We start from the raw sequence: 24,853 nt of genomic DNA, 5'->3' as shown, positions 1-24,853 counted from the left end.
CTTCCGTCGGGTCAGTCGGTGGGGATCAGGGGCTCGGCGCCGTCCCGGAGCACGGTGGCCTCGATGAGGCCGTACGGCCGGTCGGCGGCGACGTAGACCTCGTTGTCGTTGGTGAGGCCGAAGGGTTCCAGATCGACCAGGACGTGGTGCTTGTTGGGCAGCGAGAGCCGTATCTCGTCGATCTCGGGCCGGCGCTCGATGACCCGCGCGCCCATCTGGTACAGCGTCTGCTGGAGCGAGCGGGAGTACGTCTCGGCGAACGCGCTCAGCAGATGGCCGCGCGCCTCGGCGTGGGCGCGCTGCCAGTCCGGCACCGGCCGGGTGTCATCGCTCCAGCCGTAGCGCCAGCGGGCGTGCACATCGGTGGCGAGGACGCGGTCGGACGTCTCCTCGAGCGTGGTGTAACGGTCCTTGACATAGCCCCGGAACTCGGAGTCCGTGGTGTTCAGCACGGTGAGCCCGGTGAGTCCGGAGACCACCTCCCAGCGCTCGCCGTCGTAGGCGATCCGGGCGGTGCGGACCTCCTGGCCGCGGCGGGCGAAGGAGTGCCGGGCGCTCCCGGCCGTCCCGATCCGCTCCCAGGCGTACTCCTCGATCCGCACCCGGGCGCGGTGGATGGACTCCTGCCCGGTGACGAAGTGCCGGGCCAGCCGGATGCCGAACTCCTCGGCCGCGTCGATGCCGTGCTCCTTGGCGAAGGCGTACACGGTGTTCTTGACGGTGTCGGTCGGCAGGACGTTGGCGTTGTCGCCGCAGAGGTGGACCGCGTCCATCTCCCCGGCGAGCGCCACCGAGACGTTGAGGTCCTTGAGGTGGTGCACGGCGCCGTCGCGCACCACCCGGACGACACGGGTTTCGGCTTTGCCGTAACGGTTCGGGCCGAGCGTGGGCATCGGTGCTAGCTCCCTCGGTAGACGGAGTAGCCGAACGGGGTGAGCAGCAGCGGTACGTGGTAGTGCTCACCCGGCTCGACGGCGAAGGCGACCGCGACCTCCGGGAAGAAGGCGTGGGTCAGATACGGCCCGGTCTCGAAGCGCAGCCGTGCGTGGGTGGTGCCCTCGGGGAGCGCGGGCAGGTCCTGGCAGCGCCCGTCGGCGTCGGTGAGGGAGTCGGCGTGCGGCGTCCACTCGGTACCGGGCCCCGAGCGGACGGCCAGCTCGACGACCACGCCCACGGCGGGGCGGCCGATGCTGGTGTCCAGGATGTGGGTGGACACGGACGTGGCGCCGGTCGGCATCACCGCTCTCCTTTCGCCGGGGCCCGCGGGGCCTGGGGGGTCTCCGCCCACCGGGTCAGCCGGATGCGGTTGATCTTTCCCAGTTCGGTGCGCACGGTCTCGCGCTCGGTCTCGGCGTCATGGCCGATCCGTGTCCGCAGCGCGGCCAGCATCTCCGCGCCGGTGCGGCCGGTGGCGCAGATCAGGAAGACATGGCCGTGGCGCTCCTGGTAGGCGCGGTTCAGCTCCAGCAGCTGTGCCCGCTCCTCGTCCCGCACCCCGCTCTGCTCCCGCGCCGAGGCGGCGTCGCCCGGCGCCGGCCGTCCGATGGGCGGGTGCGCGGCCGTCGCCTCGGCCAGATCGGCGGCGGTCAGCCCGGCCATGGCCGCGTCGGCGGCGTCGAGCAGTTCGCCGAGGGTGGCGTACGGCCGTCCGTCCGCCACCGCCGCGGCCCAGGCCCGGCTCGCGCACACCTCGCGCAGCATCCGGGCCGCGTCGCGCCCGTCCACCGCATTGAACCGGGCCAGGCCCGGCGGAGCACTGGTAGTCACCCTCCGCAAGCTAGGAGGCCCTCGTATCGAGCGTCAACAGTTTGTTGAAAAATCCGCGTTACGGAGGCGGCCGACGCGTGCCGGGACAGGTGGCGGGGACACGCGTGCCGGGACACTCTTGGCGGGGAGGCTCAGTCCCCGCTCTTCTCGCGGTTGAGGTAGTTGTAGACGGTGAAGCGGCTCACGCCGAGGGCTCCGGCGACCGTCTCCACGCCGTGGCGCACGGAGAAGGCGCCACGCTGTTCGAGGTGGCGGACGACGGACTGCTTGGCCTTGCGGTCGAGGGCCGAGAGCGGCACGCCGTGGCGGCGCTGGAGGTCGGCGAGGATGCGGTCGAGCGAGTCGGAGAGATGGGGCAGCCTGACGGCGACCACCGGCCGGCCCTCCCAGGAGAGCACCACATCGTCGCCCCGCGCCCGGTCCGGGGCGATCATCTCGCCGCCCATGGCGTCCACGAGCGGTTTCACCGCGGCGGCGAAGGGGTGATCGGCCGGTCCGCTCATGTCTCCCCCTCCCCCACCACGCTGACCTGGAGCGATATCCGGGTGGCACCGGCCGCGAGGGCGGTACGGAGGAGCTGGTCGACGGCCTGGAGCACCGCGTCGGCCCCGCCCTCGGCGGTGTTGCCGAACGGGCCGACGTCGACGGCGTCCAGCGGGGCGGCCTGGACGGTCTCGCGGGCCGCCACGGCGTGCGGCGGCACCTCGTCGAGGTCGAACGGTTCGGTGGTGAACTCAACCCTCAGTCTCACGCCGCCAACCTACTGCGTCAGGCCGTAACACGGCGCCCCCACTACGGGGGACAGAACGCCCAAGTACCTCCCCGCCGCCGCCCGCTTCCGGGAGCATGGAGGGATACCGCGTCCGCCCCCGTCCACGGAGCGCCCCGATGACAGACAACGTGCCGGTGCGTTGTCCCGCGTGCCGTCGCGAGCAGTCGTTCACGCCGCCCACCTTCCCCTGTCCGTGCGGCGCGCCGGTCACCCTGCCGGTCCTCCGCGACGGCGCCCCGGAGGAGATCGGCCACCGCACCTGGGAGAACCTCTGGGTGGCGGTGGACTGCCCCGCCTGCGGCCGCCGGGGCCACTGGCCGCAGCCGGAGCTCGGCTGCGGCTGCGGCGCGGTGGTCCGCGTCCCGGTCGCCGCCGCGCCGCCCCCGGCCGAGCCGCGCCCCGCCGGCCCGGGTGCGGCGGCGGGGCGCGGCGGCCCGGTCGTGCCGCGCCCGGCCTTCCAGCCGGTGACGATCCGTACGGCGCGGGACGCGGTCGCCGCCGCCGCGCAGTATCTGACCTGGCTCGGCTTCCACGGCCTGCGCCCGTCGGAGGACCGGGCCGGGTCCGGGGTGGACCTCTACGGGACGGGCGTCGTCGCCCAGGTCGATCCGACCACCCGCCCCACCGGGCTGCGGGACATCGAATGCCTGTGGCTGAACGGGCTCCAGAAGTCGGCCGTGAGCGTCTTCTTCTCGCTGGCGGGCTACGCGCGGGAGGCGCGGGCCCGCGCCGACGCGCTCCATCTGCCGCTTTTCATCATGGATCTGACCGGCACCCCGCAGCCCGTCAACGACCCGGCGGACACGCTGATCCGGCTGGGGCCGCCGAACAGCTGATCCCCCGTCCCCTGACGGGGGAACGGTTCCGTTGAGGGACCACCGTCCCCCGTTCACCCGTTCCCTCCTCTCGACTCTCGACTCCCGACCGGCCGGAGGCCGAACGATGGCTGTTCCGTGGTGCCCGAGGTCATGGGCTCCGATCGTCGCCGCCTTGGCCCTGCTCCTGGTGGCCGGGTGCGGGGGAGGTGCCGATCCGTCCCCGCGCCCGCTGGACAGCTCCCCGGTCGAGTCGGCGCCCGCGCCCGGCACCGCACCGGATACGCCCGGCCGGCCCACGGGCACCGGCGGGACCGACGGCCGGACGGAGGTGGAGCGGGACATCGACGCGGCGGTCGCCATCACCGACACCTACTGGCGGACCCACTGGTCCGAGCTGTTCACCGGCGGCTACCGACCGCCCCGGGTCCTGGGGCCGTACGACGGGGCGTACGCCGACACCCCGGTGTGCGGCGGTGAGCCCCTCCCCGACGACAACGCCGTCTACTGCTCCGACGGCGACTACCTGGCCTGGGACAGGGACCTGATGCGCTGGGGACACGCACGGGGCGACGCCTGGGTCTATCTGGTGATCGCCCATGAGTGGGGCCACGCCGTCCAAAGCCGCCTGGACGCGGGCCTGGTGGAGCTGGCCCGTGAGCTGCAGGCCGACTGTCTGGCCGGGGCGGTCCTCTTCGGAGCCGCCCGGGACGGAACCCTCACCTTCGAGGAGGGTGACACCGAGGAGCTGGCGGACGCCCTGACCGCGCTCGCCGACCGGACCCCGTGGACCGACGTCTCCGACCATGGCGACGCCGCCCAGCGTCTCTCCTCCTTCAGCCGCGGCGCGCGCTCCGGAGTGACGTCCTGCCTGCCCGGCGTCGTCCGGTGACGGGCGGCTCGGCGGGGGTGTGGGCCCCTGCTGGGTCGAGGGGCCCTCATCGCATCAGCTGGATCAGCTGAGTCAGCCGCGCGCGGCCTGGGGTTCGGCGCGTGCGGCGGTTGCCTCGGCTCTGGCCGGGTCGGCCTCGGACCGGGCCTCGGACCGGGTCTCGGACAGCAGCTCCCGGGCGGCCGCCTCGCGCAGCTCGACCTTGCGGACCTTGCCGCTGACCGTCATCGGGAAGGCGTCCATGAGACGCAGATAGCGGGGCACCTTGTAGTGGGCGAGGCGGCCCCGGCAGAAGCGGGCGAGCTCGTCGCGGGTGAGGGTCCTGGCGCCCTCGCGCAGGATGACGCAGGCCAGGATCTCCTCGCCGTACTTCTCATCCGGTACGCCGACGACCTGCACGTCCGCGATCTTGGGGTGGGTGTGCAGGAACTCCTCGATCTCCCGCGGATAGACGTTCTCCCCACCGCGGACGATCATGTCCTTGATCCGGCCGACGATCCGGACGTATCCGTCCGCGTCCATCACCGCGAGGTCGCCGGTGTGCATCCAGCGCGCCGAGTCGATCGCCTCGGCGGTCCGCTCGGGCTCCTGCCAGTAGCCGAGCATCACCGAGTAGCCACGGGTGCACAGCTCACCGCGGGTGCCCCGGGGCACGGTCAGCCCGGTGGCCGGGTCGACGACCTTGACCTCGACATGCGGCATCACCCGGCCGACCGTCCCGGTGCGGTGGGTCAGGTCGTCCTCGGGCCGGGTCTGGACGGACACCGGTGAGGTCTCGGTCATGCCGTAGCAGATGGACACCTCCGCCATGTGCATCTCGGTGACCACCCGCCGCATCACCTCCACCGGGCAGGGCGATCCGGCCATGATCCCGGTGCGCAGCGAGCTGAGGTCGAAGGTGGCGAAGTCCGGCAGGGCCAGCTCGGCGATGAACATGGTGGGGACGCCGTACAGCGAGGTGCAGCGCTCCCGTTCGACGGCGGCCAGGGTCGCGGCCGGGTCGAAGGAGGCGGCGGGGATGACCACGCAGGCGCCGTGGCTGGTGGCCGCGAGGTTGCCCATCACCATGCCGAAGCAGTGGTAGAAGGGCACCGGTACGCAGATCCGGTCCTGCTCGGTGTAGCGGACCGTCTCCCCCACGAAGAAGCCGTTGTTGAGGATGTTGTGGTGGGAGAGGGTGGCGCCCTTGGGGAAGCCCGTGGTGCCGGAGGTGTACTGGATGTTGACCGGGTCGTCGCAGACGATCCGGGCCTCGCGCTCGGCCAGCCGGGCGGGGGAGACATCGGCGCCGGCGCGCACCAGCCCGTCCCAGGTCCGGTCGCCGATGTAGATGACATCGCGCAGGGCGGGGCAGGCCGAGCGCACCTGCTCGACCATCCGGCGGTAGTCGCTGGTCTTGTGCTCGGTGGAGGAGACCAGGACCGAGATGCCGGCCTGCCGGAGCACGAACCGCAGCTCGTGGACGCGGTAGGCGGGGTTGATATTGACCATGATGGCGCCGATGCGGGCGGTGGCGTACTGCGTCAGCACCCATTCGGGGCAGTTGACGGCCCAGATGCCGACCCGGTCGCCCTTTCCGACTCCCTTGGCCATCAGCCCGAGCGCGACCTCCTCGACCGCCCGGCCGAACTCGGCGTAGGTCCAGCGGCGGCCGGAGGGCAGGTCGACGAGCGCGTCGCGCTCGCCGTACAGCTCGACGGCGCGGGCCAGGCTCGCCCCGATGGTGTCGCCGAGCAGCGGGAGGTCACTGGCTCCGCTGGCGTAGGAGAGTCCGGCTGGGCTGGGTGGATCTGATGTCAGGTCGGTCATGGGATCTCCTTGGGTCCATGTGCCCGTACGCCTTCGCGTACGGGTTCACGTTCGTGAGGGTCGGTCATCAGATGAGCGTCAGTCATCAGATCTCCTCATGAAACTCGATACCGCCGCCTTGTGCCGTGCGTTCACGCAGCTCGATCCGGCGAATCTTGCCGGAAACCGTCTTGGGGAGGTCGGCGAACTCCAAACGGCGGATCCGCTTGTACGGCGCGAGCACCGCCCGGGAGTGCGCGAACAGCGCCTTCGCGGTCTCCGGGCCGGGCTCCCAGCCCTCCGCCAGCACGATGTACGCCTTCGGCACGGCGAGCCGCAGCGGATCGGGGGCCGGGACGACGGCGGCCTCGGCGACCGCCTCGTGCTCCAGCAGCGCGCTCTCCAGCTCGAACGGCGAGATCTTGTAGTCGGACGCCTTGAAGACGTCGTCGGCGCGCCCGATGTAGGTGATGTAGCCGTCGGCGTCGCGTGCGCCGATGTCACCGGTGCGGTAGTAACCGCCGGCGGTGGCCTCGGCGGTGCGCTCCGCGTCGCCCGCGTAGCCGGTCATGAGGCCGACCGGGCGGCCGTCCGGGCCGGTGAGCTCGAGACAGATCTCGCCCTCCTCGCCGGGCCGGCCGGTGACCGGGTCGAGCAGGACGACCCGGTATCCGGGGGTCGGCCGGCCCATCGAACCGGTCTTGAGCGGCTGACCGGGGGTGTTGGCCACCTGAACGGCGGTCTCGGTCTGGCCGAAGCCATCCCGGATGGTCACCCCCCAGGCCCGCCGCACATGCTCGATGACCTCGGGGTTGAGCGGTTCGCCCGCCGCGACGGCCTCCCGGGGCGGGGTGCGCAGCTGGGTGAGATCGGCCTGGATGAGCATGCGCCAGACGGTGGGCGGGGCGCAGAAGGTGGTGACGCCGCAGCGGTCCATCACGGCCATCAGGCGGGCGGCGTTGAAGCGGGTGTAGTTGTGGACGAAGACGGTGGCCTCGGCGTTCCAGGGGGCGAAGAGATTGGACCAGGCGTGCTTGGCCCATCCGGGTGAGGAGATGTTGAGGTGCACATCGCCCGGCCTGACCCCGATCCAGTACATCGTCGCCAGATGCCCGATGGGGTACGAGATGTGGGTGTGCTCCACGAGCTTGGGGCGGGCGGTGGTGCCGGAGGTGAAGTACAGCATCAGCGGGTCGGTGGCGAGGGTCGGCCCGTCGGGGACGAAGGGCTCGTCGTCCTCCTCGCGGTCCGCCCTGATACCGGCCGTGCCCGCGTCCTCGTAGGCGAGCCAGCCCTCGGGCGCGCCGCCGACCGCGATCCGGGTGTAGTCGCCCGCCACGTCCGCGAACTTGCCGGTGTCCCCGGTCCGCACGATCACATGCGCCGCCCGGCCGCGCTCGATGCGGTCGGCGAGGTCGAGCGGGCCGAGCAGCGGGGTGGCGGGGATGACGACCGCGCGCAGCTTCATCGCGGCCAGCGCGGTCTCCCACAGCTCGACCTGGTTGCCGAGCATGACCACGACGCGGTCACCGGCCCGTACACCCCGGTCGCGCAGCCAGTTCGCGGCCCGGTTGGAGCGTCGGCGCAACTCCTCGAAGCTCAGCCGGATCTCGCTTTCGTCCTCTTCGACGATGTGCAGGGCGGTACGGTCGCCGCCGCGTCCGGCGATCCCGTCGAACCAGTCCAGGGCCCAGTTGAAGCGGTCCGGGCGTGGCCAGCCGAACCCCTCGTACGCCGCCGCGTAGTCCTCCCCGTGCTCGAGCAGGAAGTCCCGTGCCTCGCGGAAGTCGTGAGCCGGATCCATTGCTGTCACTTGTCCTCCTGAATGCCGTACCGCTCGCTAGCATCGTGCGACGGGTGATCTGAGTCTCACTACCCCCGGACGGGGGTGGCGCTGGAAGCAGGAGGTGGCCGTGACGGGATCGGACGGGGCGGTCGACGTACGGAGCACGCTGCAGCGTATGCGCCGGCGCGGTGGGCTGCCCGTCGCGTTCGGCGGGCTCTTCTCGGGCTCACGGCAGTTCCGGATCTCGGAGCTCACCGGCACCACGACCAACTCCTTGCGGGGGCTCGCCGTCATACCCGGCAACGGCCTCGGCGGCAAGGTCCTCACCATGTCCCGGCCGATCTCGGTGGCGGACTACCCCGCCTCACGGGCGATCAGCCATGAGTACGACGCGGCGGTGGGCGCCGAGGGGCTGCGCTCGATGCTCGCGGTGCCGGTGGTGGTGCGCGGGCGGGTGCGCGGCGTGCTGTACGGCGCCCTGCGCCAGCCGCTGATGCTCGGCGACCGCGCGCTGAGCGCCGCCGTGGCGGCGGCGCGCGAACTGGAGCAGGCGCTGGCGGGGCAGGAGGAGGCACAGCGGCTGCTGACGGTGGCGCGGCAGCAGCCGCCCTCGGTGGAGGAGACCGATCCGGCGGTGTGGGAGGAGGTGCGCGAGGCGCATGTCGATCTGCGGGCCCTGGCGCACCGGGTCTCCGACCCCCAGCTGCGGGAGGAGATCCTCAGCGCCTGCGGCCGGCTGGCCAGGGCCTCGTCGGGACACGGCCGGGAGCGGGCGCGCCGGCGAGAGCGCGAACGCCTGAGCGGGGTGAACCTGTCGCCGCGCGAGGTGGACGTGCTGGCGTGTGTGGCGTCGGGGGCGACGAACTCGGCGGCGGCGGAGCGGTTGGGGTTGCGGCCGGAGACAGTGAAGAGCTATTTGCGGTCGTCGATGCGGAAGTTGGGGGCCCATACGCGTTTGCACGCCGTGGTGGAGGCGCGGCGTGCGGGGCTTTTGCCGTAGGCGGCTGCTCGGGCGGGCTGGTCGGGGCCGGGGGGCTCGGGTTTGTCGGGCTTCTCGGGTTGGGCGGGCGCGGGTTTCGTTTCGCGCCTTCGGCGCCTTTGAGCAGCGGCGCAGGGAGTGGGCGCCCGGCGCCGCCGCCGGGCGCCGGGCCCGTGGTCGCGGCGCCGGTGGCGGCTTCCGTCTTCGGTGGCCGGGCTCCGGCCGGACTGCGGGGAGCCGGGGCGTCCCTCCGGTACCCCCTCCGAAAAACGCTTGATCTGACGCAACCACCTGGTCAAGCGACCCCGGACCGCACCACGGTCATATAGGGCGATATCCTGCACAGAGGTCAGTGCTCGCGCGCCCGCAACCCGTAAAGGACCCGCCATGTCCGAGCGCCGTCGCACTCCGCGTCCGGCGAAGCGGTACCTCCGGCTGCGCCCCGGGGCCAACGCCGCGGGCCCCGCCCCGGCGCCCCCGCGCGAGGAGCCCGCCCCCGTCGACGGAACCCCGGCCGACGAGCGCAGTGTGGTGGACGCCGCCGTGTACCGCGGCGGCCGCCGGGTCGGCACCCCCGGTTCCCTGGCCGCCACGTATCGGCGGCTGCGCGAGGAGCCGGGCGCCATGGCCTGGATCGGGCTGTACCGGCCGACCGAGGCGGAGCTGCTCTCGCTGGCCGAGGAGTTCGATCTGCACAAGCTGGCCATCGAGGACGCGATGGAGGCCCATCAGCGGCCCAAGCTGGAGCGCTACGGCGAGACGCTCTTCGTGGTGCTGCGCGCCGCCCGGTATCTCGACGCGCCCGAGGAGGTCGACTTCGGCGAGCTGCACGTCTTCGTGGGTCCCGATTTCGTCATCACCGTCCGGCACGGCGCCGCGCCGGACCTGTCCGCGGTGCGCGCCCGGATGGAGTCGACGGCCGAGCTGCTGGCGCTGGGCCCCGAGGCCGTGCTCTACGCGATACTCGACGCGGTCGTGGACGGCTATGCCCCGGTGGTGGCGGGGGTGCAGAACGACATCGACGAGATCGAGACCGAGGTGTTCCGCGGCGATCCGGAGGTGTCCCGGCGCATCTATGAACTCTCCCGCGAAATGGTGGAGTTCCAGCGCGCCACCCGGCCCTTGGTCGGGATGTTGCACGGGCTGATGGCGGGTTTCGACAAATACGGCACCGATGAGGAGCTACAGCGCTATCTGCGTGACGTCGCCGATCACGTCACCCACACCAGCGAGCGCGTGGACGGCTTCCGCTCCGCCCTCACCGACATCCTCGCGGTCAACGCCACCTTGGTGACCCAGCAGCAGAACGCCGAGATGCGGGCGCTGGCCGAGGCGGGGTTCGAGCAGAACGAGGAGGTCAAGAAGATCTCCGCGTGGGCGGCCATCCTCTTCGCCCCGACCCTCGTCGGCACCATCTACGGCATGAACTTCACCCATATGCCCGAGCTGGGCTGGGTGTGGGGGTACCCGTTCGCGATTCTGCTGATGGCGGTGGTCTGCGTCAGCCTGTACGTCATCTTCAAGCGGCGGGGGTGGCTGTGAAGTCTCGGGGGCGTTAGTGGAACGTTAGCGGTACGGCGACAGATCAACAGCGGTGGCCGACAGACTTGTTCTCACCAAGCCGGAACACCACGTCGTGAGAACGAGGAAGACCATGTCGCACCGCACCGCAATCCGCCACACCCGCAAGGCCGCCGCCGCCATGCTGATCGCGGTCGCCGCGCTCGGGCTCACCGCCTGCCAGGACAGCGAGACCGACGCCTCGTCCTCGGCCTCGTCCTCCGCGTCCGCCTCCGCGGGCACCTCCGCCGCTCCCGCGTCCAAGGCCGCCCAGGGCTCCACCACCAGCACGCCGTCGGGCACCCCCAAGAAGGACGGGGTCAAGTGCACCGACCAGATCAACTACGCGGGCGACACCCGACCCAACGCCGAAATCAACTCCATCGGCGAAGACACCGGCTACTGCCCGCCCGTCCAGGGCTCCTCCACCAGCACCCCGTCGGGCACCCCCAAGAAGGACGGGATGAAGTGCACCGACCAGATCAACTACGCGGGCGACACCCGACCCAACGCCGAAATCAACTCCATCGGCGAAGACACCGGCTACTGCCCGCCCGTCCAGGGCTCCTCCACCAGCACCCCGTCGGGCACCCCCAAGAAGGACGGGGTCAAGTGCACCGACCAGATCAATTACGCGGGCGACACCCGACCCAACGCCGAAATCAACTCCATCGGTGAGGACACCGGCTACTGCCCGCCGGTCGAGAAGTAATCGACGCACCGCTGATTCAGCCGCTTTCCGTAGTCCCTCCTCGTTCGCCTGTGCTTGGATGCCATGTGCACGACACAACAGGCGAGCGACAGGAGTGTGTATGGACCGGCGAGGGTTCCTCAGGGGCGCGGCCGCGCTGTCCACCGTGGGGCTGGTCACCGCCGCCGGCGGTGCCGCGACGGCCACGGCCGCCGCGCCGGCCCGGCCACTGGCCGCCGAGGACTGGCTGTCGGCCATCGCCGACTCCACCCCGGTCCAGCGGCTGACGCTGCCCGGCACCCACGACTCCGGCGCCCGCTTCGGCGGGCCGTGGACGGAGTGTCAGAACAGCGTCATCGCCGACCAGCTGACCAGCGGCATCCGCTTCCTGGACATCCGCTGCCGCGCCTTCGAGAACGCCTTCCCCATCCACCACGGCGCCTCCTACCAGAACCTCAACTTCGACGATGTGCTCGGCGCCTGCCGCGCCTTCCTCTCCGCGCATCCGTCGGAGACCGTGCTGATGCGGGTCAAGCAGGAGTACTCGGAGGAGAGCGCCGCGGAGTTCCGCCGGATCTTCGACATCTACCTGGACGACAAGGGCTGGCGCTCACTCTTCCGCCTGGACGGCACCCTCCCCACCCTGGGCGAGGCCCGGGGCAGGGTGGTACTGCTCGCCGACTCGGACAACATGCCGGGGGTGCGGTACGGCGACGGGGCGCTCTTCGACATCCAGGACGACTACATGGCGGAGCCGATCGGCAAGTACCCGAAGATCGAGGCGCAGTTCCGCAAGGCGGCGGCCCAGCCCGGCAAGCTCTTCATCAACTACGTGTCCACCGCCGCCCTGCTGCCGCCGCGCTCCAACGCGGACCGGCTGAACCCGCAGGTGAAGTCGTTCCTGGAGGGCGCCGAGGCACAGGGCTGGACGGGGCTCGGGATCGTTCCGATGGACTTCCCGAACACCACGTCCGGCCTGGTCGACGCCCTCGTCCGGCACAATCCGACGGGCTGACGGCGATGGCGGTCAGTATCTGCGGCCGGTGATCCGGCGGATGGTGACCGCCGGGTCCGCGTAGCGCACGAGCTCCAGGGCCTGCTCGGGGAACCACTCCCCCGCCTCGGGGTTGACGGTCCCCCGCTCCGGGTCGAAGGGCCCGTCCGTGCCGCGCAGACACCGGCCGTCCGACTGGCCCGGCGTCTTCACCCACAGCACGGCGTCCAGCAGCGGATTGCCGGTACGGGTGGTGGGGCGCCTGCCCAGACCGCGCTCCGGCGGGTTGCACCATGACTGCGCGTCGAGGTGCGCACCGGCCCTGGGGGTCCAGGGCCCTTGGCCGTTGCGGCTGGTGTCGGTGACGAAGTGCTTCATACGGTCGGGGTCGAACGGTACGTGGTCGCGCATCCAGCGCCGGGCGTGCCACCGCGACCAGCTCTGGTCGGCACAGTCCTCGGGGTCCCCACCCTGGTCGGCGTAGGCGAGGCAGGAGGAGACCAGCCGCCCGTACCAGGAGCTGTCCTGGTCGGTCTGGTAGTGGGAGACATTGATGGAGAAGCCGTCGGCCCGGTCGATCCCGCCCTTGATCAGACGGGGCACGATGGTTCTGACGGAGTGCCAGCCGGCGTGGCCCGCGTCCAGGTACACCGACGCGTTGCCGTGCGCGGTGAGGACGTCGACCGCGTAGTTGATCTCGGAGTAGCGGGCGGCGGTCTGCGCGTCCTCGACCTCCGGGGCGTCGCCCACGGTGTCGGCGTCCTCGGGGCCCTTGGAGTCCTTGGGGTCCTTGGAGTTCTGTGGGTCCTCGGGGCTCTCGGGGCTCGCGGAGCCCTCGGAGCCGGAGGTCTCGGGCGGCGTGGGGAGCGGGGGCAGCTCGGGCAGGGTGCCGGGCTGTTCGCCGCCGGACGGCTCGGGGGCGGGGCTCCGAGAGGCGGAGGTCTGGGGGGCCGGGGACTGCGGGGCCGGAGACTGCGAGTCCGGGGACTGCGGGTTCGAGGTCTGCGGGTCCGGGGTCTGCGCGGCCTCCTGGTCGGCGGGCGGGGCCGTCGACGCGTCGGGGTCGGGCAGCGGCGGCAGCTCGCCCGGCCGCTCCCCGGCCGACTGCCCCTCGGCGGCCGACTGCTCCTCGGCGGCCGACTGCTCCTCGGCGGCGGCCCCATCGGTCCCGGCCGCGTCCGCGGTCTCGCTCTCGGGCTCGGTCTCGCTCTCGCTCTCGCTCTCGGTGTCCGCGCCGGAGCATTCGGAGGGCAGCAGCGCCAGCGAGTCGGGTTCGAGGATGATGATCACCTTGCGGTTGCCGATGCCCTCGGCGACCGCGTCGATCCACGCCTCGTACGCGGCGATGCCGTCCGCTCCGCCTCTCGAGTAGCTGCCGCAGTCACGGCCCGGGATGTTGTAGAGGGTGAGCACCGGCAGCGTCCCCTGCCAGCGGGCGCTCCGCGTCGCCCTGCGGACCAGCCGCTTGACCCGCCCCGGGGTCTCGTCCCCGTACCAGAGCGCGTGCGGCGTCCGCAGCATGGCCATGAGCCCGGCGGCTTCGCGGTAGTCGCCCTGCCAGGCGAGCCGGGCCACCTGACGGTAGGCGTCCCGGTCGGGGGGCGGGGCGTAGAGGCGGGTCAGGTGCGAGGACTCGGTGTCGTCCTCCCATCCGGCCGCGCTCACCACGGGACTCATCAGCAGGGGCAGGGTGGCCGCGGTCACGACGGCCGTCGACAGGGTGAGAATCTTGCGTCTCTTACGCACGGGCGCACTCCAGAGGGGGCGGCAGGACCAAGGTCGGTTTCTGACTCTCACTCAGGAACCGGCGCCCGGCATAGCAGGCTCTGCCAGGTGGCGGAGGGTTTTTCCCGCCCAGGAGTGACCGAATGTCAGACGATCCTCATGTGAGCTGATGCGATTTCATGCAACCGGCTCCATCCGCTCCGAGGACGTCCGGGTGTCGTGGTGGATCGGTGTCCGCGCGCCCGTCAGCGGCGTACCGCTGCCGCCCCGCCGGTTCGCGACGATCTCGCTCGCGATGGACAGCGCGGTCTCCTCGGGCGTACGGGCGCCGAGGTCGAGCCCGATCGGGGAGCGCAGCCGGGCCAGTTCCGGCTCGCCCACACCGGCCTCGCGCAGCCGCCGCAGCCGGTCCCGGTGGGTGCGGGCGGAGCCCATCGCCCCGACGTACGCCACGGGCAGCCGCAGCGCCCGCTCCAGCAGCGGCACGTCGAACTTGGCGTCGTGGGTGAGCACGCACAGCACCGTCCGGGCGTCCACCTCGGTCTGCTCGAGATAGCGGTGCGGCCAGTCGACGACGACCTCGTCGGCGTCCGGGAAGCGGTGCGCGGTCGCGAAGACCGGACGGGCGTCGCAGACCGTGACGTGGTAGTTCAGGAACTTCCCGATCCGCACCAGCGCGCTCGCGAAGTCCACCGCCCCGAAGACGATCATGCGCGGTGGCGGCACGCTGGACTCGACCAGCAGGGTGACCGGGCGCCCGCAACGGCTTCCCTCGGCGCCGATGACCACGGTCGCGGTGCGCCCGGCGTCCAGCAGGGCGCGGGCCTCCGCGGCCGCCGTACGGTCCAGCTCGGGGTGGCCGCCCAGGGTGCCGTCCCAGTCGCCGTCCGGGCGGACGAGCAGGGCGCGGCCCAGCAGCTCGGGCGGGCCGTCCACGATCCGGGCCAGTGCCGTCGTCCGGCCGTCGGCGGCGGCGGACGCGGCGGCGGCGAGCACCGGGCGCAGCCGGCGGTCGGCCGCGGGGGCCGGGCTGATCAGCACATCGATGACCCCGCCGCAGGTCAGGCCCACCGCGAAGGCGTCCTCATCGGAGTAGCCGAAGGTCTCCCGTACGGTTTCGCCGGTGCGCAGCGCCTCCTGGCACAGCTCGTACACCGCGCCCTCGACACAGCCGCCGGACACGCTGCCGATCGCCGTGCCCTCGGCGTCCACGGCGAGCGCGGCACCGGGCTGCCGGGGCGCGCTGCCGCCCACGGAGACCACGGTGGCGACGGCGACATCCCGTCCTTCCTCGCACCAGCGGTGCAGCTCGGCGGCGATGTCCAGCATGGTGATCAGCTCCTTGGGGCACGTCGGTTACCCGCGTCAACGCACCGGGCCCGCGAAATCTGCCCCGGAACGCCGGAGGTCCCCGTTCTGCCCCGGACCGGCGGCTCAGGTGCCGGTCAGATGCTCCGGACGGACCGGGACGCGGTGGAGCGGGCGGCCCGTCGCCGCGCGGATCGCGGCGACGACGGCCGGGGTCGAGGACAGCGTGGGCGCCTCGCCGACGCCGCGCAACCCGTACGGGGCATGGTCGTCGGCCAGCTCCAGCACCTCCACCGGCATGCTCGGGGTGTCGAGGACGGTGGGGATCAGATAGTCGGTGAAGGACGGATTGCGCACCCGCGCCCCGTCCGCCGAGACGACGATCTCCTCCATCACGGCGAGCCCGAGTCCCTGCGTCGAACCGCCCTGGATCTGCCCGACGACCGACAGCGGATTGATCGCCTTGCCCACGTCCTGCGCGGCCGCCAGCTCGACCACCTTGACCAGGCCCAGCTCGGTGTCCACCTCGACGACCGCGCGATGGGCGCAGAAGGAGTACTGCACATGGCCGAACCCCTGACCGGTGCCCAGATCGAACGGCTCGGTCGGCCGGTGCCGGAACTCCCGCTCCAGGTCGATCGCCTCCTCGCCGAGGATCTCGGCGAGGTCGCCGATCGCCTCGCCGCCGTCGGTGACCACTTTGCCGTCCGCCAGCCGCAGCCGCTCGGGCGCCGCCCACGCGGGGTGGGCGGCGCCGAACCGTGCGCGGCCGCGGCGCAGCACCTCCTCCCGTACCGCCTCGCAGGTGTGCTTGATGGCGCCGCCGGTCATGTACGTCTGCCGGGAGGCGGAGGTGGAGCCGGCCGAGCCGACCCGGGTGTCGGCCGGGTGCAGGGTGACCCGGTCCACGCCCAGTTCGGTGCGGGCGATCTGGGTGTGCACGGTGACACCGCCCTGGCCGACCTCGGCCATCGCGGTGTGCACCAGGGCGACCGGTTCGCCGGCGATCACTTCCAGCCGGATGCGGGCCGTGGAGTAGTCGTCGAAGCCCTCGGAGAAGCCGACGTTCTTGATGCCGACCGCGTAGCCCACACCGCGCACCACGGCCTCGCCGTGGGTGGTGTTGGACAGTCCGCCCGGCAGCGCCCGTACGTCCACGGGGCCGCCCGCCGCCTCCCAGGCGCGCTCGGGCGGCAGCGGCAGCGCCTTGACGCGGCGCAGCAGCTCGGCGACCGGGGCCGGGGAATCGACCAGCTGTCCGGTGGGCATGGTGGCGCCCTGGGACATGGCGTTGCGCTGCCGGAACTCCACCGGGTCCATGCCGAGTTCGGCCGCCACCGCGTCCATCTGCGCCTCATAGGCGAAGCACGCCTGGACGGCGCCGAAGCCGCGCATCGCACCGCAGGGCGGGTTGTTGGAGTAGAGCGCGACGGCCTCGGCGTCGACGTTCTCGACCACATAGGGGCCGATCGACAGGGAGGCGGCGTTGCCGACGACCGCCGGGGAGGAGGAGGCGTACGCACCGCCGTCCAGGACGATGCGGCACTGGACGTAGAGCAGCGTGCCGTCGCGGGTCGCGCCGTGTTCGTAGGTGAGCTTGGCGGGGTGGCGGTGGACATGGCCGAAAAACGACTCGTACCGGTTGTAAACGATCTTGACGGGCTTTCCGGTGCGCAGCGCCAGCAGACAGGCGTGCGCCTGCATCGACAGGTCCTCGCGCGCGCCGAACGCCCCGCCCACCCCCGACAGCGTCAGCCGCACCTTGTCGGCGGGCAGTCCGAGGACCGGGGCGAGCTGATCGCGGTCGACGTGCAGCCACTGGGTGGCGATGTAGAGGTCCACCCCGCCGTCCTCGGCGGGCACCGCGAGCCCCGACTCCGGGCCGAGGAACGCCTGGTCCTGCATGCCGACCTCGTAGTCCCGGCGGACCACCACATCGGCGCGGGCCCTGGCGGCGGCCACATCGCCGCGCCGGACCGGCTGGCGGTGCACGATGTTGGGGTGCGGGACGTGGGCGGCGTGGTGGTCCGTGCGGCCGGGGTGGAGCAGCGGGGCGTCCGGTGCGGTGGCGGTGGCCTCGTCGACGACCAGCGGCAGCTCCTCGTACTCCACCGCGATCAGGGCGGCGGCCCGGCGGGCGGTCTCGGGGTGGTCGGCGGCGACGATCGCCACCGCCTCGCCGTGGTAGCGGACCCGGTCCTTCGCGAGCACGGGCTGATCACGGATCTCCAGCCCGTAGTGGGTCTCGGCGGGCAGGTCGGCATGCGTCATCACGGCGTACACCCCGGGCAGGGCGAGTGCCCCGGCGGTGTCGATGGACCGGATCGCCGCATGGGCGTACGGGCTGCGGAGGGTGAAGCCCCACAGCATGTCCTCGTGCCACAGATCGGAGGAGTACGCGAACTCGCCGGTCACCTTGAGGATGCCGTCGGGGCGCGGGACGGACTCGCCGACGACTCCCCCGCCGACGCCGGCGGCCTGGGTGAGGGGGGCACTGGCGGTGCGGACGGCTGCCATGGTCAGACCGCCTCCCCGGTGGTGCGGGCGGCCGCGAGCCGGACCGCGTCGAGGATCTTCTCGTAGCCGGTGCAGCGGCACAGGTTGCCGGAGAGCGCCTCGCGGATATCGGCGTCGGAGGGGTCGGGGTTGCGCTCCAGCAGCTCATCGGCGGCCACCAGCAGCCCGGGGGTGCAGAAGCCGCACTGGACGGCGCCGGCGTCGATGAACGCCTGCTGGACGGGGGCCGGCGGGGCGGCCTCCCCGGCCCGGCCGGCCTCGGACGGCTGCCCGCCGGCGGACCGCCGCCGGGCGTGGTCCGCGAGCCCCTCGACGGTGACCACCTCGCGGCCCTCCGCCTGGCCCGCCGCCACCAGGCACGCGCACACCGGCAGCCCGTCCAGGCGGACCGTGCAGGAACCGCATTCGCCCTGCTCACAGGCGTTCTTCGAGCCGGGAAGGCCCAGCCGCTCGCGCAGCACGTACAGCAGGGACTCGCCCTCCCAGACGTCGTCGGCCGCATACGGCCGCCCGTTGACCGTGATGTTCACGCGCACGGTGCGGTCCTCCCCTCTCCCTCGCGGTACGCCTCACAGACCCAGCCGAGCGTGCGCCGCGCCATGACCCCCACCGCGTGGCGGCGGTACGCGGCGGTGCCGCGCACATCGTCGATCGGGCGGCACGCCCCGGCGCACAGCTCGGCGAACCGCCGGACGGCCGACGGGTCCAGGGGTGCGCCGCCGTCCCAGAAGCCGCCCTCGGCGAGCGCCGCGCCCAGGAACTCCTCGGCCTCCCGGGCCCGTACCGGCGTGGGCGCGGCCGATCCGATCCCGGTGCGCACGGTGCGGGTGCGCGGATGCAGCGCGATAGCGAAGGCGCACACGGCGATGACCATGGCGTTGCGGGTGCCGACCTTGGAGAACTGCTGCGGACCGTCCGCCCGCCGGATGTGCACCGCCCGGATCAGCTCATCCGGCTCCAGGGCGTTGCGCTTGACCCCGGTGAAGAACTCCTCGACCGGGACGAGCCGGGTGCCGCGCACCGACGCCGCCTCCACCTCGGCCCCGGCCGCCAGCAGCGCGGGATGCGCGTCCCCGGCGGGCGAGGCGGCGCCGAGGTTGCCGCCGACGGTGCCGCGGTTGCGGATCTGCGGGGAGCCCACGGTGTGCGCGGCGAGCGCCAGCCCCGGCAGCTCGGCCCGGAGCTCCTCGATGACGCGGGTGTACGTCACGCCCGCGCCCAGCCGGACCGTACGGTCGGTGACCTCCCACTCGGCCAGTTCGCGGACGCGGTTCAGATCGAGCAGGTACTCGGGGCGCCGGTGATCGAAGTTGATCTCGACCATCACATCGGTGCCGCCCGCGATGGGCACGGCGGTGGGGTGCTCGGCCTTCGCGGCGAGCGCCTCCTCCCAGCCGGCGGGGCGCAGGAAGTCCATGGGGTCTCTCTTTTCGCGTCGTCGGCGGGCGGGGCGCGGGCATCGGCCTCCCCGGAACCCTGCACCCGGCTCCAGGCCAGTAGACCGAGGCGTGGGCCATCTGGTGCAGTCACCGAAGGCATGAAGCAATTGGCTGGCCAGCGGGCAGGTCTTGTAGATTCGAACGAACGGCGGGGCATCGAAACCCCGCGGTATTCGACCGGCAACACGAAGACGAGATCGGCTGGCATCACATGCGGCTGCGCACACTGCTGGAGAACGACGCCCTGGGGCTGCGGCTGCTCGGCGGCGAGGCCGAGCTGGACCGTACCGTGCGCGGCGTGATGACGACCGATCTGCGCGACCCCAGCCGCTATCTCTCCGGCGGTGAACTCGTGCTCACCGGGCTCGCCTGGCGGCGCGCGCCGGAGGACTCCGAGCGGTTCGTCCGCATCCTGGCGGCGGCCGGGGTGGCGGGTCTCGCGGCGGGTGAGGCGGAGCTGGGCGACGTGCCCGAGGACCTGGTGCTGGCCTGCGGACGGCACCGGATGCCGCTGTTCTCCGTGGTCGAGGACGTCGCGTTCGCCACGATCACCGAGCATGTGGTGCGCCAGGTCTCCGGTGAGCGGGCCGGGGATCTCGCGGCCGTCGTCGACCGGCACCGCCGGCTGATGACCCCGGGGCCCGCGGGCGGCGGCCCCGAAGCGGTCCTGGACCTGCTCCGCTCCGACCTGGACCTGGCCGCGTGGGTGCTCTCCCCCACCGGCCGCCGGATCGCGGGCCCGGCCGCCGGGGCGGCCGCGGAGCCACCCGCCGCGGTCCGCGCCCAGCTGGCCGGCGAGCATCTGGCCGCCCGGCGCGCCGGGCGCCGCGGCCCGCACCGGGTGACCGGCGCGGACGGCGTGACGTACTCCCTCTTCCCCATCCGCGACGGGGACACCGGGGACGATGTGCGCGAGACCGTGCTGTCCGACTGGCTGCTGGTGGTCGGCGCGGACGCCGACGAATGGCCGGAGGAGCGGCTGGACCTGCTGCACGGGGTCACCCAGCTGATCGCGGTCGAGCGCGACCGGCGGGACGCGTCCCGCACGGTGCGGCGCAGGCTCGCCCAGGAGGTGCTGGAGCTGGTCCGGACGGGCGCGCCGCCCGCCGAGATCGCCGCCCGGCTGCGGGTGGCCGCCCCGGTGCTGCTGCCGGGGCTCGGCACGGCGCCGCACTGGCAGGTGGTGGTGGCCCGGGTGGAGTGGGACGCCGGTCCGGGGCCGGGCGGCCCGGAGCAGAGTGGTCCCGAGCAGGGTGGTCCCGAGCAGGGGGACGGCGCGGACGGGGGCGCCCGGGACAGCGGCCGGGCCGCCCAGTCGCTGCTGGAGGAGATCCTGGTCGACCCGTGGACGTCCGGCCCGGAGCCCTCGGACCGGATCGCGGTGGCGCACTCCGGCGGCGAGGCGGTCGCGCTGGTACCGCTCCCGGCGCTCACCGACGGCCCGTCGGACGACGTCACGGACCACACCGAGGGACTGCGGGCCGACGCGCTGCTCACCGCCGTCCGGGAGCCGCTCTCCCGCGGCCTGGACGGCGACGGCCGGCTGACCCTCGGCGTCAGCGCCGCCGTCCACTCCGCCGACGGGCTGCGCGGCGCCCTGGAGGAGGCCCGGCACGCCCGGCGCGTCGCCGCCGCGCGCACCGGGCGGGTCTGCGCGGCCGGACACCAGGAACTGGCCTCGCACGTCCTGCTGCTCCCCTTCGTCCCGGACGATGTGCGGCGCGCCTTCACCGCCCGGCTGCTGGACCCGCTGCGCGAGTACGACCGGCGCCACCGGGCCGAGCTGATCCCGACCCTGGAGGCGTTCCTGGACTGCGACGGCTCCTGGACGCGCTGCGCCACCCGGCTGCATCTGCACGTCAACACGCTGCGCTACCGGATCGGCCGGATCGAACAGTTGACGGGGCGTGAACTCTCACGCCTGGAGGACAAGCTGGACTTCTTCCTCGCCCTGCGGATGAGCTGACGCCCGGCGGGCGCGGCCCGATCACGCGCCCCGGGCATTCCCCCCTTCGCGCCAAGACACCGTCACTCTTGCCAGGGGTTTGTGAATTCTTTCACACCAACCTCTTGGCCGGGCGCGCGCATTCATGCTGAGATTCGCCCACGGCTTCCGGCTCGATGGCGCGCTTGGGGAGGGCAATGTGGCGGACACCGCCATGTCACCACCTGGATCGTCAGATTCCCATTCCGAGGCACGGGCGGGGCGCGCACACGACCCGCTCGTGGAAGACCCACTCGATACGGCGGTGTGGCGGCTGCGTTCGCGCGGCCTGTGGAAGGACGCCGCCGAACTGCTCACCCCGCGCGCGGCGAACGACGCCGCGGCCGCGCTCAAGCGCGGCGCCGTCCTGATCGAGCGGTGCATGTACACCGCCACGGGGTGGGACGCGGCCGAGGACGCCCTGCGGGCGGCGGAGGCGCTCGCGCTCACCGACACCGAGCGGGGCGCGACCGCGTGCGAACGCGGCTATCTGGCGTACGCCTCCACGCTGCTCGGGGTGCGGGACCGGGCCGATGAGGCGCGGACCGCGCTCGGCCGGGCCGCCGCGCTGCTCTCACCGGGCTCCCCGATCCGGCCGCTGCTGGACTTCCGGCGCGGGCTGATCTCCCAGCACCTCGCCCACAACCCGACCGGCGCGCTGGCCGCCTTCCAGCGCGCCCACGCGGGCGCGGCGACGCACGGCGACACCCTGCTGCGGTCGTTCACCTGGCGGCATCTGGCCGCCATGGCGGAGGCCGACGGCGAGCTGAGCGACGCGCGCCACGGCTTCGCCGAGTCGCTGCGGATCCGTGAGGAGCTGGGCTATCTGGTCGGCATCGCCCCGGCCCTGGCCGCCCTGGCCGATGTGGTGCCCGACCCCGAGGAGGCCACCCGGATGCGCACCGAGGCGGCCCGGCTGGTCCGCCTGCTGGGCGGCGTCCCGGTCTGGCTCGCGGAGCAGTTAGCCCCCACGGACCCCCTCGGCTGACACGCCCCCGGCCGGGGCGCCGTTGGCCGCTCGCCCACCCACCGGATTCGGCCGTTCCCCCGGCCGTGCGACGGGGCCGACGACGGCGGCCCCGGGACCGGTCGGACGGTCGGGGTCGGTCGGACGCTCGGGACCGGTCAGGCCGTCGGGACCGATCAGACGCTCGGGACCGGTCGGACGCTCGGGACCGGTCGGGCCGTCGGAGTCGGTCAGGCGGCCGGGGCCGATCAGACTGTCGGGGCCGGTCGGACGCTCGGGACCGGTCGGACGCTCGGGACCGGTCGGGCCGTCGGGGCCGATCAGGCCGTCGGGGCCGATCAGGCCGTCGGGGCCGATCAGGCCGTCGGGGCCGATCAGACGCTCGGGGCCGGTCAGACCGTCTGGACCGGTCGGACGCTCGGGGCCAGCCAGGCCGTCGGGGCCGGTCACACGGTCGGGACCGGTCAGACCGTCGGGACCAGCCAGACGCTCGGGGCCAACCACGCCGTCGGGACCGGTCAGACGCTCGGGACCGGTCAGACCGTCGGGGCCAGCCAGGCCGTCGGGGCCAGTCAGACCGTCGGGGCGAAATGGGCGCGGGTGAGGGATTCCACGGTGTCGAGATCGCGGGCGGTCAGGGCGTCGAGCAGGGCCATGTGCTCCTCCGCGTCCGCGACGAGGTCGGCGGTGCGGGTCACCCGGCCGCAGGCCAGCGGCCACTGGGCGCGGCGGTGCAGATCGTCGGCGACGATCACGAGCTGCTGGTTTCCGGCCAACCCGAGAACGGTCTGGTGGAAGGTGCGGTCCGACTCCAGATAGGCGGCCCGGTCGCCCTTCGCGGCGGCCGCCGCCGTCGCCTCGGCGAAGGGCCGCAGCCCGGCCCAGCGCTCGGGCGCGATCGCCTGCGCCAGGCTGAGCAGCACCGGCACCTCCAGCAGCGCCCGCACCTCGGCGAGCTCGGCCAGCTCGCGCTCGCTGCGGCGGGAGACCCGGAAGCCCCGGTTGGGCACCACCTCGACGGCGCCCTCCCCCGCGAGCTGCTGCATGGCCTCCCGTACCGGGGTGGGAGAGACGCCGAAGCGCTCGGCGAGGACCGGGGCGGAGTACACCTCGCCCGGGGTCAGCTCGCCCCCGGCCAGCGCGTCCCGCAGGGCGTCCAGGATCTGGCCGCGCACCGAGTGGCGGCGCGGGGACCTGCGTCCCGCGGGCACACCGGAGGCCAGCGGCCCCATCGCCGCCGGTGCTTCGGACTGCTTCACTCCGGTCCTCCTGACGTTCCATCGAAACGATATGCGCCAGGGCGCGCCCGGGAAAAGCCTGTAAACGGCATTTAAGGCGGCGGTAACGTTGCGCCTCGTACACGACCGTACGCCGACAGGCATGGTGATCAGCCGGATTACCCGCGATCAGGTTCCGTGAATACAATCAAGCCGCTTGCACAGCGCGAGTGTTCGGACCGTATCGCACCTCACCGCGTGTCCCCCCGCACACTTGGCGGCCTCTTGTCCCAAAACCGCTTGAGGCCCGACAGGAACCCGCCAGGATGTCGCGCGCGGTAGGCCGCACTGCGGCCAGAACTTCATGAAAGCCAATCAAGGGGCACCGGATGAGACTGACCGACATATCGCTGGTTCTGCCAGTCGTCGTGGCGCTCGCCGGCGTCGTGGGGGCGGCCGTTGTCCTCGCGCGCGGACGACGTAAGAAGGACGAGGGCGTCACCACCGACTCCTGGGAGCGCAGCGAGGAGCGTCGGCGCCGTAAGGAGGCCATCTACGGGATGGCCTCCTATGTTCTGTTGTTCTGCTGTGCCGGCGTGGCCGCCGCGCTCTCCTTCCAGGGCCTGGTGGGCTTCGGGCGGGAGAACCTGGCGCTGACCAACGGCTGGGAGTACCTGGTGCCGTTCGGGCTCGACGGCGCGGCGATGTTCTGCTCGGTGCTGGCGGTGCGGGAGGCCAGCCACGGTGACGCGGCGCTCGGCTCGCGGATGCTGGTGTGGCTGTTCGCGGGTGCGGCGGCCTGGTTCAACTGGGTGCACGCGCCGCGCGGCGGGGGCCACGCGGGCGCCCCGCAGTTCTTCGCGGGCATGTCGCTCTCGGCGGCGGTCCTCTTCGACCGGGCCCTGAAGCAGACCCGCCGGGCGGCGCTGCGCGAGCAGGGCCTGGTGCCGCGGCCGCTGCCGCAGATCCGCGTCGTCCGCTGGCTGCGCGCTCCGCGTGAGACCTTCGCCGCGTGGTCGCTGATGCTGCTCGAGGGTGTGCGGACGCTGGACGAGGCGGTCGAGGAGGTCCGGGAGGACCGGCGCAAGAAGGAGAACGACCGCATCCGCCGGCGCGACCAGGAGAAGCTGGACCGGGCCCGGATCCGGGCGATCAACCGGCAGCACCGGATGTGGGGCCGGCGCGGCGGCCGTCAGGTGGAGGTCACCGCCGCCACCCCGCCGCCCGCGCAGCTCAGTTCGGAGCCTGCTATAGAGGAGAAGGTGCTGGAACCCGCCGGAGCCCCGGAGCAGGCTCAGCTGTCCGCCGCCTCCCCCCGGCCCGCCCTGCGGTCCGCGGGCGCGGCCGAGTCCGGGACCGGCGTCCTGGACCGCGACCGGGACAATGAGCGCGAGCGGGATTTCAGCTTCGGCTTCGGTGAGAAGGACAAGGACGCCGAGGCCGACCGCCCCCGCACCATCGACCTCACGGCCGAGGACGACACCCTCACCATCCCGCGGCTGGACTCCCTCGAGGAGAAGCTGGCGCAGATCGAGCGCGCCTTCGGCTGAACGGGCGGCCAGGGCGGGGACACCGGTCCTCGCCCGCCGCTCGGCGGGTCCGTAACGCCTCACGCGTCCGCGGCGAACCCACGGCGACCCGTGGAGGGCGCC

General features: G+C 72.8%; 23 protein-coding genes. 9 read left to right on the top strand and 14 right to left on the bottom strand.

Features of this window, described 5'->3' with window-relative positions; all coding sequences use genetic code 11:
- Positions 1-11 precede the first annotated feature (11 nt).
- The 5 genes from pucL to PS467_RS31270 all read right to left on the bottom strand — a co-directional run bounded on the left by pucL (position 12) and on the right by PS467_RS31270 (position 2,518).
- Complete coding sequence (gene pucL, locus PS467_RS31290; protein ID WP_311038017.1) at positions 12-893, bottom strand: factor-independent urate hydroxylase; 882 nt, start codon at positions 891-893, stop codon at positions 12-14.
- Between the two features lie 5 nt (positions 894-898).
- Complete coding sequence (uraH, locus tag PS467_RS31285; RefSeq protein WP_268975028.1) at positions 899-1,237, bottom strand: hydroxyisourate hydrolase; 339 nt, start codon at positions 1,235-1,237, stop codon at positions 899-901.
- Positions 1,237-1,767: a 2-oxo-4-hydroxy-4-carboxy-5-ureidoimidazoline decarboxylase gene (gene uraD, locus PS467_RS31280; protein WP_311038016.1), complete on the bottom strand. Its 531-nt coding sequence runs from the start codon at positions 1,765-1,767 to the stop codon at positions 1,237-1,239. Before uraD ends, uraH begins: the two co-directional genes overlap by 1 nt.
- Before the next feature lie 131 nt (positions 1,768-1,898).
- Positions 1,899-2,270, bottom strand: coding sequence for a helix-turn-helix domain-containing protein (locus PS467_RS31275; RefSeq protein WP_311038015.1), 372 nt, complete (start codon positions 2,268-2,270; stop codon positions 1,899-1,901).
- Entirely contained in the window at positions 2,267-2,518 is a 252-nt protein-coding gene (locus PS467_RS31270; RefSeq protein ID WP_311038014.1) for a hypothetical protein, read from the bottom strand. The genes PS467_RS31275 and PS467_RS31270 overlap by 4 nt, the downstream gene beginning before the upstream one ends.
- Positions 2,519-2,655: 137 nt before the next feature.
- Here PS467_RS31270 and PS467_RS31265 point away from each other — a divergent pair, with 137 nt between their 5' ends.
- Positions 2,656-3,375 (top strand): hypothetical protein, encoded by a 720-nt coding sequence (locus PS467_RS31265; RefSeq protein WP_311038013.1) that lies wholly within the window; start codon positions 2,656-2,658, stop codon positions 3,373-3,375.
- A gap of 154 nt (positions 3,376-3,529) precedes the next feature.
- The gene (locus PS467_RS31260; protein WP_311038012.1) at positions 3,530-4,246 is read left to right on the top strand and encodes a neutral zinc metallopeptidase; all 717 of its coding nucleotides are present in this window, start codon (positions 3,530-3,532) and stop codon (positions 4,244-4,246) included.
- A 72-nt stretch (positions 4,247-4,318) separates the two neighbouring features.
- Here PS467_RS31260 and PS467_RS31255 read toward each other — a convergent pair whose 3' ends face one another.
- Together PS467_RS31255 and PS467_RS31250 are read right to left on the bottom strand one after the other, a co-directional pair.
- The gene (locus PS467_RS31255) at positions 4,319-6,055 is read right to left on the bottom strand and encodes an AMP-binding protein (RefSeq protein ID WP_311038011.1); all 1,737 of its coding nucleotides are present in this window, start codon (positions 6,053-6,055) and stop codon (positions 4,319-4,321) included.
- Positions 6,056-6,140: 85 nt separating this feature from the next.
- The gene (locus tag PS467_RS31250; protein WP_311040010.1) at positions 6,141-7,838 is read right to left on the bottom strand and encodes an AMP-binding protein; all 1,698 of its coding nucleotides are present in this window, start codon (positions 7,836-7,838) and stop codon (positions 6,141-6,143) included.
- 157 nt (positions 7,839-7,995) lie between these two features.
- On the opposite strand from PS467_RS31250, the gene PS467_RS31245 reads away from it, so the two are divergent.
- From PS467_RS31245 to PS467_RS31230, 4 genes are all read left to right on the top strand, one after another.
- A complete protein-coding gene (locus tag PS467_RS31245; protein ID WP_349256489.1) occupies positions 7,996-8,820 on the top strand; it encodes a helix-turn-helix transcriptional regulator in 825 nt (274 codons plus the stop codon).
- A 366-nt stretch (positions 8,821-9,186) separates the two neighbouring features.
- Positions 9,187-10,341 carry a magnesium and cobalt transport protein CorA gene (locus tag PS467_RS31240; RefSeq protein ID WP_311038009.1) on the top strand — a complete coding sequence of 385 codons (1,155 nt, stop codon included), beginning with the start codon at positions 9,187-9,189 and terminating at the stop codon, positions 10,339-10,341.
- 112 nt (positions 10,342-10,453) lie between these two features.
- On the top strand, positions 10,454-11,071 hold the full coding sequence (locus PS467_RS31235) for a hypothetical protein (RefSeq protein ID WP_311038008.1): 618 nt from the start codon (positions 10,454-10,456) through the stop codon (positions 11,069-11,071).
- A gap of 100 nt (positions 11,072-11,171) precedes the next feature.
- On the top strand, positions 11,172-12,065 hold the full coding sequence (locus PS467_RS31230; RefSeq protein ID WP_268975018.1) for a phosphatidylinositol-specific phospholipase C: 894 nt from the start codon (positions 11,172-11,174) through the stop codon (positions 12,063-12,065).
- A gap of 12 nt (positions 12,066-12,077) precedes the next feature.
- On the opposite strand, the gene PS467_RS31225 is transcribed toward PS467_RS31230, so the two are convergent.
- From PS467_RS31225 to PS467_RS31205, 5 genes are all read right to left on the bottom strand, one after another.
- On the bottom strand, positions 12,078-13,790 hold the full coding sequence (locus PS467_RS31225) for a glycoside hydrolase family 6 protein (RefSeq protein WP_311038007.1): 1,713 nt from the start codon (positions 13,788-13,790) through the stop codon (positions 12,078-12,080).
- A 156-nt stretch (positions 13,791-13,946) separates the two neighbouring features.
- Positions 13,947-15,098 (bottom strand): XdhC family protein, encoded by a 1,152-nt coding sequence (locus PS467_RS31220; protein WP_268975017.1) that lies wholly within the window; start codon positions 15,096-15,098, stop codon positions 13,947-13,949.
- 105 nt (positions 15,099-15,203) lie between these two features.
- Positions 15,204-17,594: a xanthine dehydrogenase subunit D gene (pucD, locus tag PS467_RS31215; RefSeq protein ID WP_311038006.1), complete on the bottom strand. Its 2,391-nt coding sequence runs from the start codon at positions 17,592-17,594 to the stop codon at positions 15,204-15,206.
- Positions 17,595-17,596: 2 nt separating this feature from the next.
- Positions 17,597-18,130 (bottom strand): (2Fe-2S)-binding protein, encoded by a 534-nt coding sequence (locus tag PS467_RS31210; protein ID WP_311038005.1) that lies wholly within the window; start codon positions 18,128-18,130, stop codon positions 17,597-17,599.
- Positions 18,121-19,011 carry an FAD binding domain-containing protein gene (locus PS467_RS31205; protein WP_311038004.1) on the bottom strand — a complete coding sequence of 297 codons (891 nt, stop codon included), beginning with the start codon at positions 19,009-19,011 and terminating at the stop codon, positions 18,121-18,123. Before PS467_RS31205 ends, PS467_RS31210 begins: the two co-directional genes overlap by 10 nt.
- A 233-nt stretch (positions 19,012-19,244) precedes the next feature.
- Between PS467_RS31205 and PS467_RS31200 the strand changes: the two genes are divergently transcribed.
- Complete coding sequence (locus PS467_RS31200; RefSeq protein WP_311038003.1) at positions 19,245-20,999, top strand: PucR family transcriptional regulator ligand-binding domain-containing protein; 1,755 nt, start codon at positions 19,245-19,247, stop codon at positions 20,997-20,999.
- 124 nt (positions 21,000-21,123) lie between these two features.
- Positions 21,124-22,005 carry a hypothetical protein gene (locus PS467_RS31195; RefSeq protein ID WP_311038002.1) on the top strand — a complete coding sequence of 294 codons (882 nt, stop codon included), beginning with the start codon at positions 21,124-21,126 and terminating at the stop codon, positions 22,003-22,005.
- On the opposite strand, the gene PS467_RS31190 is transcribed toward PS467_RS31195, so the two are convergent.
- Together PS467_RS31190 and PS467_RS31185 are read right to left on the bottom strand one after the other, a co-directional pair.
- Positions 21,979-22,434: a collagen-like domain-containing protein gene (locus PS467_RS31190; RefSeq protein WP_311038001.1), complete on the bottom strand. Its 456-nt coding sequence runs from the start codon at positions 22,432-22,434 to the stop codon at positions 21,979-21,981. The genes PS467_RS31195 and PS467_RS31190 overlap by 27 nt on opposite strands.
- 122 nt (positions 22,435-22,556) lie before the next feature.
- Positions 22,557-23,216: a GntR family transcriptional regulator gene (locus tag PS467_RS31185; protein ID WP_268977164.1), complete on the bottom strand. Its 660-nt coding sequence runs from the start codon at positions 23,214-23,216 to the stop codon at positions 22,557-22,559.
- A 374-nt stretch (positions 23,217-23,590) separates the two neighbouring features.
- Between PS467_RS31185 and PS467_RS31180 the strand changes: the two genes are divergently transcribed.
- Entirely contained in the window at positions 23,591-24,751 is a 1,161-nt protein-coding gene (locus PS467_RS31180) for a DUF2637 domain-containing protein (RefSeq protein WP_311038000.1), read from the top strand.
- Positions 24,752-24,853: the final 102 nt, after the last annotated feature.

This window comes from Streptomyces luomodiensis (assembly GCF_031679605.1).
GTDB classification, from domain to species: domain Bacteria; phylum Actinomycetota; class Actinomycetes; order Streptomycetales; family Streptomycetaceae; genus Streptomyces; species Streptomyces luomodiensis.
Note: the sequence above shows the minus strand (reverse complement) of the source record. Positions and strands in the feature narration are given on the sequence as shown.